This is a genomic window from Streptomyces sp. NPDC046859 (assembly GCF_040645135.1).
Classification (GTDB): Bacteria; Actinomycetota; Actinomycetes; order Streptomycetales; family Streptomycetaceae; genus Streptomyces.
The window spans coordinates 65,976-79,394 of sequence record NZ_JBEYXR010000016.1 but is presented as its reverse complement, the minus strand read 5'-3'; the positions used below and the strand labels follow the sequence as shown (position 1 = coordinate 79,394).

Below are 13,419 nucleotides of genomic sequence, written 5' to 3'. Positions count from 1 at the left end.
TCTACTGCTCCTGCTGCCACTTCTCGGTCCAGAACGCGTCCCAGCCCGCCAGCAGCTCCTTGGGCGAGGTCTTGCCGAGGACCAGCTTCTGCACGTCGGCGTCCGCCTTCTGCTGCCACTCGGCCCACCAGCTCACGCCGCGCGGCTGGGTGACGACGAGGTACTTGTCCGGCTGCTCGGTCATGGTGACGTAGCTCGCCCAGGGGCCGGACTTGTAGAAGGGATCACTGGTCGCCGCCTTGAGGATGGGCACCAGGCTGTTCTTCTTGGTGAACGACGTCGACGCCTCGCCCTGGGACAGGAACTGGACCAGCTTCACGGCCTCGGCCTTGTGGCCGCTGCCCTTGGCCACACCCCAGCCGGCGGTGGCCAGCGGCTGCACCGTCTTGCCGCCGGGGCCCGACACCAGCGGCGCGGTGCCCCACTGGTCCTCGGAGATCGACTTCGACTCCGACACCGTGGCGATCACCTCCGGGTCCTGGAGCAGGAACGCCGTCGAGCCGTTGGAGAACGCCTCGACCATCTCCGGATAGCCCCAGGAGACGGACGACTTGGGGGACGCCTGCCTGAACAGCTTCAGGTAGTTCTCGATCGCGTCCTCGGCCTCGGGGGCGGCGAAGATCGTACGCCCGTCCTTGAGCTTGAAACCGTTCGCCGGGTCCACCTCGTCCGCGAGGTACGCCTCGATGGCGGCGGTCGCGTTGCTGTTGGAGTTGGCGCCGCCCCGGAAGGCGTAGCCGTAGCGCCGCGCGGACGGGTCGTGGACGGCCGACGCCTGCTCCAGCAGCTCCTCCCAGGTGGCCGGCGGCTTGTCGAAGCCCGCCTTCTCGATGAGGTCGGTGCGGTAGAAGAGACTCAGGCCGTAGAAGCCGTACGGGACGAAGTACGTCCTGCCCTTGGCGTCCTTGGAGGCGTTGACGGCGTTCTCCGTCATCGCCTCCCAGCCCTTCCAGCCGTCGAGGTCCTTCTTCATGTCGTACAGCCAGCCGTTGTTCGACCAGGGTCCGACGGTGATGTCCCGGACCTCCAGGACGTCCACGCCGCTGCCCGACTGCAGCATCTGCTGGAGCTTCTGGTCGGCCTGCTCGGTGGGCGGGGAGACCAGGTTGACCTTGATCTTGGGGTTCTGCCGCTCGAAGTCGGCTATGAGGTCCTTCAGCAGAGCGGTGCGAGTCGGGTTCGTCAGGCTCTCGACCATGTTGAGCGTGACCGTTCCGCTCGCGTCCGGGCTCATCGTGGAGCAGCCGGTCAGGAGCAGCGCCGTGGCGGTGCCGAGCGCGAGAACCGCCGTCCTTCTTCTCATCGTGCTGACCTCTTCCCTGTGTTCTCTCGTGCCCATGCGCCGAGGACGGGGACGCATTCCTCGGCGAAGTACTCGTAGTCGGCCGCGGTGTTGTAGACGTGGGCGGACAGCCGCAGGAAGCCGGCGCCGCCGAAGCTGGTGAAGGCCGCCTCCACGCCCAGCTCGCCGGCCACCCGGTCGCGCAGGGCGTCGGCCTGGAGCCGGTCGGCGGCGAGGCCGGCCGGCAGCCGCACCAGACGCATGCCGGGGACGGGCATGCCGACGTCGACGCGGGTGTCCGCGCCGGCCGTCCCGGCGAACGCGGCGCCGATCACCCCGGCGCCGTAGTCGGCCAGTTCGTCCATGTACCGGCGGGCGGCCGGCCAGCCCCAGGTGCGCTCCACGAAGTCCAGGGCCGCCGGCGCCGCCAGGTAGGCGGTGGCGTCGATCGTGCCCTGCTGGTCGAAGCGGTCCGGGAAGGGCTCGGCCGCCGCCCAGGAGTCGATGAGGGGGTACAGCCGCTCGCGCAGCGGGCCCCGCGCCACCAGGGCCGCGGTGCCGCGCGGGGCGCAGCCCCACTTGTGCAGGTTGCCGGTCCAGAAGTCGTACGTCGCACCGGCGAGCGGCGCGTCGAGGAGACCGGGCGCGTGGGCACCGTCCACGAGGACGGGGATGCCGCGCCGCCGGGCCTCGGCGCCGATGCGCTCGACCGGCAGCAGCCGCGCGGTCGCCGAGGTGATCTGGTCGACGACCACGAGCTGGGTGGCGTCGGTGAACTCGGCGGTGACGGCCTCGTACGCCTGCTCCTCGTCCGCGTCGAGCGGCACATGGGCGGTGCGCACCCGGCCGCCGTGGCGGCGGGCCAGCCGCTCGGCCCCCATCGTCACGGCCCCGTAGCCGTGGTCGGTGACGACGATCTCCCCGCCGGGGCGCAGCGTCAGCGCGGCGAAGACGACGCTCGCGCCGGCGCTGGCGTTCGGGACGAGGGCGAGGTCGCCGGCGTCGACGCGCAGGAACGCGGCGAGCCGCACGCGGGTGGCGGCGAGCCGCTCCGGAAGGGCCGGGAACCACACCACGGGTGAGCGTTCCATCTCCACGCGCAGCAGTTCCTGGCGCTCCTGGGCCACCAGAGGGACGGCTCCGAAGGAGCCGTGGTTCAGGTGTCTGAGGTCGGGGTCCAGGGACCACGCCCGGTCGGCGGGCGTGCCGTCGGCCAGCAGGAGGGGGCGTGGTGCGGTGGTCACCTCGGTCTCGCTCACAGGTCTCCACATCGGGGCAGGGCGGTCCTGCGGAGGGTCAGGGTCCGCCGGACACATCTGATGACTCGGCATCCTGCACACCTTCAGGGGGGGATACAAGAGGTCGTACCGTGAAAGTCATCAGATGACTTCCGGGTGATACGCGGCCGGAACATCGGAAACTCGCTAGAGTGCTCCGCGGGGGCGGCGGCGTGAGCGCCGGCCCGTACGGGGAGGAAGAGGGGACGGATGTCCGCAGTCGAGAAGGCCTTCCACGGCCTACGGCACATGATCGGGACGGGGCGTCTCGGTCCCGGCGAGCGCATCCCGCCCGAGGGCGACCTCTGCGAGGAGCTGGGCGTCTCACGGGGGTCGCTGCGCGAGGCCGTCCGTATGCTCGCCGCCCTCGGCGTCATCGAGCCCCGGCACGGCTCGGGCACCTACGTCTCCCAGCTGAGACCCGAGGACGTCATCGGCAGCCTCTCCCTGACCCTCGAACTGCTGCCGCTCTCCGGCCTGTTGGAGGTCTACGAGATCCGGCGCGTCCTGGAGGCCCATGTGGCCGCCCAGGCGGCGGCGCGCTGCACCCCGGAGAACATCCGCACCCTGTTCTCCCTGATCGACGCCATGGAGGCCACGAGCGACCCGGCCGAGGCCTCCGAACTGGACCACCGCTTCCACGCGGAGATCGCCCGGGTGGGCGGCAACCCCACCCTGGCGACCCTCCTCGCCGTCTTCCGCGCCCGCAGCCGCAAGTACCAGGTCTTCACCCTGCCCGAGGGGCCCGAGCTGCGCCGGAAGAGCGACGACGACCACCGCGTCCTGGCCACCGCCATCGCCGACCACGACCCGGTCGCCGCGGCGGGCGCGGCCCAGGCCCATGTCGCCCAGACGGAACGCTGGCTGCGCGCCTTCATGCCGCCGATCGAGGAGGCCGGGGCCGCGGACTGACGGCCCCGGTCAGGCGTGCTCGGCGCCGGCGAAGTCGGGGGCTCGGTGGACGGCGGGCCGGGGTGCGCCCCGGTGTCGGCCGGCTCCGGTGGCCCGGTAAATCGAACACATGATTGAATTTGGTCATGCGTACGTTTCCAGACGACCTCACCCGGGCCCAGCAGGAGTGGAGCGCCACCTACCGGCAGCTCGCCGAGCGGCCCGGCCGCACCGAACTGCGCCGGCGTCTGTACCGGCTGTCGGCCGAGGTGTTCTTCCACCCCTACTGGCAGCACCGGCGGCCCGGTCCGGGCGCGTGGTGGGAGCTGCGGCGGCTGGGCCGTGCGGGCGGCCGGGTCGCCCGATGACACGCTGGAGTGCGGGGCCGGACGTCCCGGATGATCCTGAGGACATGGCCGGAACCCCGCGTGTGACCGTGCATCCGCCGTCGCCCACCGGCGGCCGGCGCGTGCGCGTCGACGGCGAGATCCTCGGGCTGGCCCACAACCTCGCCGACGTCGCCGAGTTCCTGCGCCGCGCGGGACTGGAGATCGACCCGTCCGACGTGGCGCTGGCGTCCTGGATCGACTGGCGTGGCGGCGGGCCCGAGCGCTGGGGTCACGAGAGCGACGGCTGACCCCGGGAACGGGCCCGGATTCCTCGTGCACGGCTATGGGAACTTCAAGGGCGCGTCGTTACCCTCCGCGCATGATTCCCACGGTGGTCTGGGGCACAGGCAACGTCGGGCGCGCGGCCATCCGGGCGGTGGCGGCGCACCCGGCGCTCGACCTGGTGGCCGTGCTGGTGTCGAACCCCGCCAAGGCCGGCAGGGACGCGGGCGAGCTGAGCGGGCTCGGCCGGCCCCTCGGCGTGGCGGCGACCGACGACGTGCGAGGGGTGCTGGGGGCCCGCCCGCGGGCGGTCGTCTACGCGGCCTCCGGTGACGTACGGCCCGACGGCGCGATCGAGGACGTCGCCCGCGCCCTGCGCGCCGGAGCGGTGGTCGTCACCCCCTCCCTGTACGGCATGCACGACCCCACCGGCGCGCCCGGCGGGATCCGCGACGTCCTCGCGGAGGCCGCCCAGGCCGGCGGCGGCTCGCTGTTCGTCTCGGGCGTCGACCCCGGCTGGGCCAACGACGTCCTCCCGCTGCTGGTCAGCGGACTCGGTTCGCAGATCGACGTCCTGCGCTGCCAGGAGATCTTCGACTACTCCACGTACGACCAGGAGGACGCCGTCCGCGACCTGATCGGCATGGGTCGTCCGCTCGATCACCAGCCGCCGATGCTCGCCGAGGGCATCCCCACGATGATCTGGGGCGGGCAGCTGCGGATGATGGCCCGCGCCCTGGGCGCCGAACTCGACGGCGTCGACGAGACGCTGGAACGCCGCCCGCTCCAGCAGACCGTACACACCGCCACGATGGGGGAGTTCCGGGCCGGCACCCAGGGGGCGGTGCGCCTGGAGGTCCGGGGCATGGTGGCGGGCGAGCCCCGCATCGTCGTCGAGCACGTCACCCGCGTCCACCCCTCCTGCGCGCCGGACTGGCCCGCGCCGCCGGACGGCGGAGCCGGTGCCCACCGGGTGATCGTCGAGGGCCGCCCGCGCATCGAGGTGACGGTCGAGGCGACCGACGAGGGGGAGAACAGGGCGGCCGGCGGGAACGCGACGGCGGCCGGGCGCCTGGTGAACGCCGTCGACTGGCTGGCCGAGGCCGGACCGGGCCTCTACGACGCACTCGACGTCCCGCTGCGCCCCGCCGTGGGGCGACTCGGAAAGAGGTGATCATGCGGATCGACATCCCCGAGGGCGCCGACCCCATCCCGTACGTGTGGGGCGACCTCGTACCGGAGATCGGCCGGGCCGCCGGCGCCTTCTCCCTGGCCGTCTACGAGCACACGACCATCGGACTGCGCGAGTTCGAGGCCGCCCGGCTGCGGATCGCGCAGATCAACGGCTGCGTGTTCTGCCTGGACTGGCGCACCGAACGCGCAGGGCAGAAGGTCGAGGACGGGTTCCTGGACGCGGTCGCCCATTGGCGCACGACCGACGCCTTCGACGAACGCACCCGGATGGCCGCCGAGTACGCCGAGCGCTACGCCACCGACCACCACCGTCTGGACGACGCGTTCTGGGAGCGGATGAAGGCGCACTACAGCCAGGCGGAGATCGTGGAGCTGAGCATGAGCATCGGTTCGTGGCTGGCGTTCGGGCGGCTCAACCACGTGCTGGGCATCGACAGCGTGTGTGTCCTGCCGACGGCGCGCGGCGCCTGACGAGCGGGCCGGGGCCCGGCGGTCCCGGCCCGCCGCGCGGGGAGCGAGCCCGACGCGGACGCGGTCAGAAGTCGTCCGCGATGATCCTCTCGATGTTGCGCTCGGCGAGCGCGGTGATCGTGACGAACGGGTTCACGCTCACGTTGCCCGGGATCAGCGACCCGTCCATCACGTACAGCCCCGCATACCCGTGCAGCCGCCCGTGGTTGTCCGTCGCCTTGTCGAGTACCACTCCGCCCAGCGGGTGGTACGTGAGGTGGTCGCCCCAGATCTTGTAGGTGCTGAACAGATCCGTGCGGTAGATTGTCCCCTCCTTGGCGTTGATCCTGTCGAAGATCGTCTTCGCCATGGCGATCGACGGCTGCTTCCACGCGGTCTGCCAGTCGAGCTCCACCCTCCCCGCCGAGGCGTTCCAGGTGAAGCGGGCGCGATGCGGGTTGTTCGTGATGGACAGGTAGAAGGACGCCCAGGTCTCGATGCCGGTCGGCAGGGGCGCCACTTCCGCGAACGCGCCGCCCGCCGCCCAGTTGTCGATGCCCGCCGTCGGGATCGACGACTGGAGCGCCCCGGTCGGGTCCCACAGGTGGTTGGCGCGGCCGCACATGACGTTGCCGTTCTCGCCCCAGCCTCTGCCGACCTCGTCGTTGAGGCCGGGCAGCGCGCCGGTCGCCTTGAGACGGACGAGTAGTTTGCTGGTGCCGACGCTGCCGGCCGCGAAGAACACCCGCCGCGCCCGTACCGTCTTCGTGGCGGTGACGTTCCCGCTCGTGTCCAGCTGCTCCACGGTGACCGAGTAGCCGCCGGTGGCGGGCGTCACCGAGGTCACCCGGTGCAGCGGGGAGATGGTGACCCGTCCGGTGGCGCGGGCCTGCGCCAGATAGGTCTTGGGCAGGGACTTCTTGCCGTGGTTGTTGCCGTACAGGATCTCGCCGGCGAGCGCCGACCTGGGCACCGACCCCTCGGCCTCCCGCTTCATGTAGTCCCAGTCGTAGACGTTGGGCACGAACACGAAGCGGAACCCGGACCGCTGGGCGTGTTCGCGGCCCACGCGCGCGTACGTGTACGCCTCCGTCGCGTCGAACCAGGCCGGGTCGACACTCGCCACGCCGAGGGTGCTGTTGGCCCGCGGGTAGTACACGTCGTACATCTCGTCGGCGTCGACCGACGGGAGGACCGCGGGGAAGCGGCCGCGCTCGGGAGTCACCGCCATACCGCCGTTGACGAGGGAGCCGCCACCGACCCCGCGCCCCTGGTACACCACGATGCCGCCCATCTCCTCGGCGTCGAGGATGCCCGTGTACCGGGGCACGTCCCGGTCGAGCGGGAAACCGAGGAAATTGCTCAGCGGCTGCTTGGTGCGGGTGCGCAGCCAGAAGGAACGGTGGTCGGGGCTGGTGGTGTTGGCGAAGATCTTGCCGTCGGCCCCCGGGGTGTCCCACGCCATGCCCATCTCCACCACGTGGACGTCGACGCCGGCCTGTGCGAGCCGGAGCGCGGTGACGGACCCTCCGTATCCGCTGCCGACGACGAGTGCGGTGACCTGGGCGCCGGGTTCGATCAGTGCCTCCCGGGAGGAGGCGGCGGCCGGGGGAAGGTCGAGCGCGCCCAAGGTCGCGGCGCCAAGGATAGAACCTGTTCCAGCGATGAAATGGCGGCGGGAAAGACTTCTTCCTCCCACGTGGCCCACTCTTCCAGAGTCCATGCAGTTCCCCTTCCTCGCGCTGAACGGAAACGAGTTCTACTGAGGGCTCTGAAAGAAGTCACGAGAAACCTCCGGGTAACTTGACGGATGTTCAGGAATCGCCGCGAAGCTCCGCACCGGAGACGCACCGTCGGCGCACACGTCCCGCCGTCGCCGGGCCCGGAGCGCCGCCGCTGCGGCCGTCGTGGGACCGTGAACGGACGACTCCACCCCTGACCGACGAGCACGCCGAGGAGAGCCGACGGTGAGTCCCGCCGACGCCATGTCCATCGTCCCGATGACGCCCGCGCACGCGGACGAGGTCCTGACGATCTATCAACTCGGTATCGACGAGGGGCAGTCCACCTTCGAGACGGCCGCCCCCGGCTGGGCGGCCTTCGACTCCGTCAAACTCCCCGAGCACCGGTTCGTCGCCCTGGACGCCACCGGCAGGGTGCTGGGGTGGGTGGCGGTGATCCGGGTCTCCGACCGGTGCGCCTACGCCGGAGTCGTCGACCACTCCGTCTACGTGCACCCCGCCGCCCGCGGCCGGGGCGTCGGCGGCGCCCTGCTCGACGCCCTCATCGCCTCCACGGAGGCCGCGGGGATCTGGACCATCCAGTCCGGCGTCTTCCCCGAGAACACCGCGAGTCTGGCCCTGCACCGCAAGGCCGGCTTCCGGGTGATCGGCACCCGCGAACGCATCGGCCGGCACCGCGGCGTGTGGCGGGACGTCGCGCTGATCGAACGCCGCAGCCCCGTGGTCGGGTGAGCCGCGCGTCGGCGGGCGCGTTGGGCCGATCGGGCCGGTCCCGGCGCGCCTCGGCCGTACGGGCGGGTGGGCGTGCAGGATCGGTGCGGGGGCGGCCACCTGACGGGCCGCCCCCGCACCCCCACCACGAGGTCCGGCCATGACACTGCCCGCCCGCACACCGGTGGCCCGGTGAAGCCCGACGGCGGGCGGTACGGCGAGGCCGTCTTCCCGCCCGAACAGCAGGGCGAGGGGGAGCGCGTCGACTTCGGTGCCCTCGCCTACGACGACGTCACCCTGGCCCGGCTGCGGGCCCTCGGCGCCGGACCCGGGTGGCGCTGCCTGGACGTGGGCGCGGGCACCGGCACGGTCGCACGCCGGCTGCTGGACGAGGCCGGCGTGAGCAGTGTCCTCGCCGTCGACCGCGACGTCCGCTTCCTCGCCGCGCGGGCCGTCCCCGGCCTGGACGTGCGGGAGGCCGACGTCACCGCACCGGACTTCGGGTCCGGCCGCTTCCACCTCGTCCACGCCCGCTTCGTGCTGATGCACCTGCCCGACCGCGACCGGGTGATCCGGGCCCTCGCCGAGCAGGTCGAGCCCGGTGGCCACCTGGTGCTCGGCGACGCCGTCGACCTGACCAGTGACCGTGCGCCCGGCACGCCCTACACCCGGGTGATGCGCGCGATGTGGCGCGGACTGCGGGAGACCATCGGCACCGACGTCACCTGGGTGCCGTCCTACCCGCGGCTGCTGCGCGAGGCCGGACTCGAACAGGTCGCCGCCGAGATCCATGTGCCGCCGCTGGTGCCGGGCAGCCCCATCAGCCGGTTCTGGGCCGACACCTGGGAGCGCAGCCGCCCGGCGATGCGCGCCACCGGCCTCGTGGACGACGCGGCCGTCGACGAGGGCATCCGCTACCTGGACTCCGACGCGTGCGCCGCGCTGTCGGCCGGCCTGCTGACGGCCTGGGGACGACGCCCTCCGGCATGAGCCGTGGCCGGATCCTTTCCTGGCGCAAACTTCCGTGCACCCTGCAGGCATGGACCGCCCGCCCCGGGGCACCTGGTCATCAGCTCGGCGCCGCACGGTGCCGGGCGGCGTTGTGCGGGGACGGACATCGGGCCTCCCCGCGAGGGGAGTCGGCCGTACCGCGGCCATGTCTCGGGAGAGAGGAATCGCCATGATCCTGCCGGCGGAGAAGGAACTGCGCAGCGCACTGGCCCGGTTCGCGCAGGCGCGCATCGCCCACGACGTCCTTCCCACCGGCCACACCAGCCGGGCGCTCGAGGACGCCACCTACACGCTGTGCGTGATGACCGGCGCCCGCACCGCCGCCGACGCCCTCCTGGCCGCGGACGCCCTCCTGGAGCGTTACGGCGCCGACCGCCGCGACGGCAAGCCCGAGGAGGAGACGCTGGCCGCCTAGGGCGGTGTCAGTGGCCTGACCTAGGGTTCCGGCAGGAGTCCCCAGCCACCTACGGAGCCCCCGTGCCGCGCCCAGCTCACCTCGTCGTCCCGCTCGACGCCCCCTCGCCCGCCACCGGCTTCGGCACGGCCCCGTGCCTGACGTCCGGGCCCGGATCGCGGCTCCTCGTCCAGCGGGACGACGCCGAGCTGATCGTGCGTGAACTCGCGGGGTGGGCACCGGTCTCGACGATCCGCTTTCCCGCGCCCTGGCCGCGCGGGTTCGGCTCGTGGGCGGTGTCGCCCGCCGCCGACCTCGCCGTGTTCGCGGGACGGCACGCCCTGCGGGCCGTCGATCCGTCGGGCCACGTGCGCTGGGAGCTGCGGCACCGCTGCTGGGCGGGGTGCCCGGGACACACGGACGTCGCCGGGCACGCGGACGACCGGGACCACCGGTACTCCGACAGCGGCTCGGTCGCCTTCGCCGCCGACGGCACGCTCGTCTGGGCCCATGTGCGCGGCCCGTCGGCGGACGCGGACACGGGCCAGGACGCCGCAGAGGAGTGGCTGGTCCTCGACGCCGCCGACGGCACGGTGCTGGACCGGGCCGCCACCGGCACGGCGGCGGCCGGTTCCGTGCACGTCCCGCACCCCGACCCCGGCCAGATGGGCCTGAGCGTCGGCGAGGGCCAGGACGGCTCGCCCCTGCGCTGGGGGCGCTGGGACGGCCGGCGGCTCGCCGTGGACACCTTCGGCGGCGCGGACCGCGTCCTGCTCGCGGTGAGCCCCTCCGGGGACCGGCTGCTCACCGTCACCCACGACCAGGACACCCTCGCCGTGCACCGCACCGCCGACGGCTCGGTGACGGCCACCCTGGACGCGGACGCGGTCCCCCCGCATCCGGCGGCCGAGGAGGACACCGAGGACGACGAGACCCGCGCGTACTTCGACTACGAGGGCGGCTTCGTCGACGAGGACACCCTCGTGGTGGGGACCGCCGAGAGCGACGAGGAGTTCGGGCCGGGCCGGCACTGGCTCGTCGACCCGGCCTCCATGCGGCTGCTCGACCGGCTCGCCTACCCGGTCGAGGTGTCCGGCCCGCCCAGGGCGCTGGGCGACGGCACCTGGTACACGGTGTCCGCCGCCGGCGGCGCGCTGCTCGTCTGGGCCCTGTGACCGTGGCCCTACCTGCTACCCGCGCCGGTGCAACTCGACGGCGAGCGGTGTGGCCGTGAACATCGAGGAGTACGTCCCCACGGCGACCCCGATGAGCAGGGCCAGCGCGAAGTCGGTGAGGGAGTCCCCGCCGAACACGGCCAGCGCGGTCAGGATGAACGCCGCCCCCATGCCGGTGTTCACGGTGCGGGGCAGGGTCTGCAGCAGCGCCCGGTTCGCGAGCGTCGCGAAGGGCGCCCCGGGGCTGCGCCGCACCAGGTCCCGGACCCGGTCGAACACGACGACCGAGTCGTTGACCGAGTAGCCGATGACGGTGAGCAGCGCCGCCAGGAAGACGCCGTCGATCGGCCTGCCCAGCCACGCGAAGACTCCGACGAGGATCACGACGTCATGGGCCAGGGCAGCGACGGCCGCCGTGCCGAAGAGCCAGCGGAAGCGGGCGGACAGATACAGCAGCTGCGCGCCCAGCGCGACGGCCAGCGCGATGAGGGCGCCCCGGCGCAGCTCCGTGCCGAGGCTCGGGCCGATGGTCTCGTCCCGGAGCTTGTCGGCTCCGCCGCCCACCGCGACGACGGCCTCGGTGACGGCCGACGCCTCGACGTTCGACAGCCGGTCGGTGCGCACACTGATCCGCTGATCCCCGGACGACTGCACGACGGCTCCGGGGAAGCCGGCGTCCGCGAGCGCGGCACGGGCCCGGTCCGGGTCGACGGGGGAGGAGGTGGCGTACTCGATGAGCCGGCCGCCGGTGAACTCGACACCGAAGTCCAGGCCGCGCACCGCGATGCCCGACGCGGCCAGTGCCAGCGCCGCGGCGGACAGCGCCAGCCAGCGCCGCGGGCGCCGCATCAGCCGGGGCTCCCGGCGGGCCAGCCGGTCCCGGACCGCGCCGGTGTGCGCGATGCCGGTCAGCCGTGCGCGGCGGCGCAGCCACGGCCGGCCGACCACGCGATCGGCGAGGACGCGGGTGACGACCAGGGCGCTGAACATGGAGGCGAGCACACCGATGCCCAGGGTGACGCCGAAGCCGCGCACCGGGCCGGAGGCCAGGAAGAACTGCAGTCCGGCGGCGATGAGCGTGGTGATGTTGGAGTCGGCGATCGCGCTGAACGCTCCCCTGAATCCCGCCGCGAGGGAGGACCGCGGGCTCGGCCGGCTGCGGGCGGCGTACTCCTCACGGGCGCGCTCGAAGACGAGGACGTTCGCGTCGACCGCCATGCCGATCGCCAGGACGAACCCGGCGAGACCCGGCAGGGTGAGGGTGGCGCCGAGCGCGACCAGCGCGGCGTAGGAGACCAGGCCGTAGCAGGCCAGCGCGACGACGGCCAGGGCGCCGAGCAGCCGGTACACGGCGATGATGAACACGCCGGTCAGCGCGGTGCCGACGGCGGCGGCCCAGGCGCTGGCGGTGATGGCCTCGGCGCCCAGCGTCGGGCCGACCGTGCGCTGCTCGACCGTCTCCACGGGCACCGGCAGGGCGCCGCCGTTGATGAGCAGGGCGAGTTCCTTGGCCTCCTCGGCGCTGAAGGACCCGGTGATCCGCGTGGCCCCGCCGCCGATACCGGTGCCGCAGCGCACCGAGGGGTCGACCTGCGGCGAGGAGATGACCTTGTCGTCCAGGACGATGGCCACCCGCCGCCCCGGGTCCCCGGTGGGACGGCAGGCCGCCTTGCCGGTCAGCCCGGCCCAGCCGTCGCCGCCGCCGTTCTTGAAGTCGAGGGCGACGTGCCAGCCGGCCCCGCCCTGCTGGTCGAGGCGGGCGGCGGCCTCCTCGACGTCCTTGCCGGTCAGCGAGGCCGCGGCCAGCCGCAGGGGCTGCCCCGTCTCGTCGTCCAGCACGCGGGGGCCGCCGGCCCCCGCCTTCGGGGAGGCCGTACCGAGGACCTCGTGGAAGGTGAGCTGCGCGGTGCGGCCGAGCACGTCCGCGGCCCGGGCCGGGTCCTGGACGCCGGGCAGCTCCACGACGATCCGGTCGGTGCCGGAGCGGGACAGGGAGGGCTCGGCGACACCGAGCGCGTCGATACGGTCGCGCAGCACCTCCAGGGTGCGGTCGGTGGCCTCGGCGGCGGAGTCGCCCTTGCCGGGGCGGGTCTCCAGGACGATCTGCGTACCGCCGCGCAGATCGAGCCCGAGGTGTACGGGCACGGTGAACGAGATGAACAGGGACAGGGCGATCACGGCGAGGGCGAGCAGCCCTCTGAGGCGCGGGGCGCGGGTCAAGGGGGAGCCTCCGGCAGGCACACCACGGCCACCACGGTGACCGGGGTCGGGCGGGGAAGGGAACGACGTGCGTCAGATGCCGGAGGCGGGTGGTGGAGCACGCCGGTGGTGGCCGTGGCCCGGGTGGGTGCGCTCCGGCGCGGCCGCCGCGCCGAGGGGTGTGCGGGCGTGGGACGGTTCGCGGTGCGGCGCGCAGCACGCGGCGGGTACCGCGGGCGGCGCCGGCCGTTCGGCGGGGGCGTCGCCCTGGCCGCGGACCACGGCGGGACGGACGTGATCGTGTCCGTCGTCCGCCGACGGCGCACCGCTGGTCGCCGGGGACGCGGGGGAGGGGTGCGGGGCACTGTGGGCCGGGGGGCTCAGGAGCGCCAGGAGCACGGCGAGCAGGACGGCGACCGGCCCCGCGGCACGGGGGACGGCGCGTGCGGCGCGCGTCATACGTCGTTCCCCCTTCTCCGGTT

General features: G+C 73.2%; 14 protein-coding genes. 9 read left to right on the top strand and 5 right to left on the bottom strand.

Annotation, left to right across the window (positions count from 1 at the left end; all coding sequences use genetic code 11):
* Position 1: 1 nt before the first annotated feature.
* Positions 2 to 1,303, bottom strand: coding sequence for a sugar ABC transporter substrate-binding protein (locus ABZ899_RS23490; protein ID WP_361349435.1), 1,302 nt, complete (start codon positions 1,301 to 1,303; stop codon positions 2 to 4).
* On the bottom strand, positions 1,300 to 2,541 hold the full coding sequence (locus ABZ899_RS23485; protein WP_361349432.1) for an aminotransferase class V-fold PLP-dependent enzyme: 1,242 nt from the start codon (positions 2,539 to 2,541) through the stop codon (positions 1,300 to 1,302). Before ABZ899_RS23485 ends, ABZ899_RS23490 begins: the two co-directional genes overlap by 4 nt.
* Before the next feature lie 228 nt (positions 2,542 to 2,769).
* Between ABZ899_RS23485 and ABZ899_RS23480 the strand changes: the two genes are divergently transcribed.
* From ABZ899_RS23480 to ABZ899_RS23460, 5 genes are all read left to right on the top strand, one after another.
* Entirely contained in the window at positions 2,770 to 3,471 is a 702-nt protein-coding gene (locus ABZ899_RS23480) for an FCD domain-containing protein (RefSeq protein WP_361349430.1), read from the top strand.
* 125 nt (positions 3,472 to 3,596) lie between these two features.
* Complete coding sequence (locus ABZ899_RS23475) at positions 3,597 to 3,818, top strand: hypothetical protein (protein WP_361349428.1); 222 nt, start codon at positions 3,597 to 3,599, stop codon at positions 3,816 to 3,818.
* A gap of 44 nt (positions 3,819 to 3,862) precedes the next feature.
* A complete protein-coding gene (locus tag ABZ899_RS23470) occupies positions 3,863 to 4,087 on the top strand; it encodes a hypothetical protein (protein ID WP_361349425.1) in 225 nt (74 codons plus the stop codon).
* Between the two features lie 71 nt (positions 4,088 to 4,158).
* The gene (locus ABZ899_RS23465; RefSeq protein ID WP_361349423.1) at positions 4,159 to 5,235 is read left to right on the top strand and encodes a dihydrodipicolinate reductase; all 1,077 of its coding nucleotides are present in this window, start codon (positions 4,159 to 4,161) and stop codon (positions 5,233 to 5,235) included.
* Positions 5,236 to 5,237: 2 nt separating this feature from the next.
* Positions 5,238 to 5,726, top strand: a complete 489-nt coding sequence (locus ABZ899_RS23460; RefSeq protein WP_361349420.1) for a carboxymuconolactone decarboxylase family protein — start codon at positions 5,238 to 5,240, stop codon at positions 5,724 to 5,726.
* Positions 5,727 to 5,790: 64 nt separating this feature from the next.
* On the opposite strand, the gene ABZ899_RS23455 is transcribed toward ABZ899_RS23460, so the two are convergent.
* Positions 5,791 to 7,428, bottom strand: a complete 1,638-nt coding sequence (locus ABZ899_RS23455) for a GMC oxidoreductase (RefSeq protein WP_361349417.1) — start codon at positions 7,426 to 7,428, stop codon at positions 5,791 to 5,793.
* 262 nt (positions 7,429 to 7,690) lie between these two features.
* On the opposite strand from ABZ899_RS23455, the gene ABZ899_RS23450 reads away from it, so the two are divergent.
* The 4 genes from ABZ899_RS23450 to ABZ899_RS23435 all read left to right on the top strand — a co-directional run bounded on the left by ABZ899_RS23450 (position 7,691) and on the right by ABZ899_RS23435 (position 10,738).
* Complete coding sequence (locus ABZ899_RS23450) at positions 7,691 to 8,179, top strand: N-acetyltransferase family protein (RefSeq protein ID WP_361349729.1); 489 nt, start codon at positions 7,691 to 7,693, stop codon at positions 8,177 to 8,179.
* Positions 8,180 to 8,350: 171 nt separating this feature from the next.
* Entirely contained in the window at positions 8,351 to 9,148 is a 798-nt protein-coding gene (locus tag ABZ899_RS23445) for a class I SAM-dependent methyltransferase (RefSeq protein ID WP_361349415.1), read from the top strand.
* A 190-nt stretch (positions 9,149 to 9,338) separates the two neighbouring features.
* Positions 9,339 to 9,584, top strand: a complete 246-nt coding sequence (locus ABZ899_RS23440) for a DUF5133 domain-containing protein (RefSeq protein WP_361349412.1) — start codon at positions 9,339 to 9,341, stop codon at positions 9,582 to 9,584.
* A gap of 62 nt (positions 9,585 to 9,646) precedes the next feature.
* Positions 9,647 to 10,738, top strand: coding sequence for a hypothetical protein (locus ABZ899_RS23435; protein ID WP_361349409.1), 1,092 nt, complete (start codon positions 9,647 to 9,649; stop codon positions 10,736 to 10,738).
* Between the two features lie 15 nt (positions 10,739 to 10,753).
* On the opposite strand, the gene secD is transcribed toward ABZ899_RS23435, so the two are convergent.
* Positions 10,754 to 12,958, bottom strand: coding sequence for a protein translocase subunit SecD (gene secD, locus ABZ899_RS23430; protein WP_361349406.1), 2,205 nt, complete (start codon positions 12,956 to 12,958; stop codon positions 10,754 to 10,756).
* A gap of 72 nt (positions 12,959 to 13,030) precedes the next feature.
* Positions 13,031 to 13,396: a hypothetical protein gene (locus tag ABZ899_RS23425; protein ID WP_361349403.1), complete on the bottom strand. Its 366-nt coding sequence runs from the start codon at positions 13,394 to 13,396 to the stop codon at positions 13,031 to 13,033.
* Positions 13,397 to 13,419 lie beyond the last annotated feature (23 nt).

Coding starts and splice junctions, on each gene's coding strand:
- ABZ899_RS23490 (WP_361349435.1), bottom strand. CDS start 1,303: ATGAGAAGAAGGACGGCGGTTCTCGCGCTCGGCACCGCCACGGCGCTG.
- ABZ899_RS23480 (WP_361349430.1), top strand. CDS start 2,770: ATGTCCGCAGTCGAGAAGGCCTTCCACGGCCTACGGCACATGATCGGG.
- ABZ899_RS23475 (WP_361349428.1), top strand. CDS start 3,597: ATGCGTACGTTTCCAGACGACCTCACCCGGGCCCAGCAGGAGTGGAGC.
- ABZ899_RS23470 (WP_361349425.1), top strand. CDS start 3,863: ATGGCCGGAACCCCGCGTGTGACCGTGCATCCGCCGTCGCCCACCGGC.
- ABZ899_RS23465 (WP_361349423.1), top strand. CDS start 4,159: ATGATTCCCACGGTGGTCTGGGGCACAGGCAACGTCGGGCGCGCGGCC.
- ABZ899_RS23460 (WP_361349420.1), top strand. CDS start 5,238: ATGCGGATCGACATCCCCGAGGGCGCCGACCCCATCCCGTACGTGTGG.
- ABZ899_RS23455 (WP_361349417.1), bottom strand. CDS start 7,428: ATGGACTCTGGAAGAGTGGGCCACGTGGGAGGAAGAAGTCTTTCCCGC.
- ABZ899_RS23450 (WP_361349729.1), top strand. CDS start 7,691: ATGTCCATCGTCCCGATGACGCCCGCGCACGCGGACGAGGTCCTGACG.
- ABZ899_RS23440 (WP_361349412.1), top strand. CDS start 9,339: ATGATCCTGCCGGCGGAGAAGGAACTGCGCAGCGCACTGGCCCGGTTC.
- ABZ899_RS23425 (WP_361349403.1), bottom strand. CDS start 13,396: ATGACGCGCGCCGCACGCGCCGTCCCCCGTGCCGCGGGGCCGGTCGCC.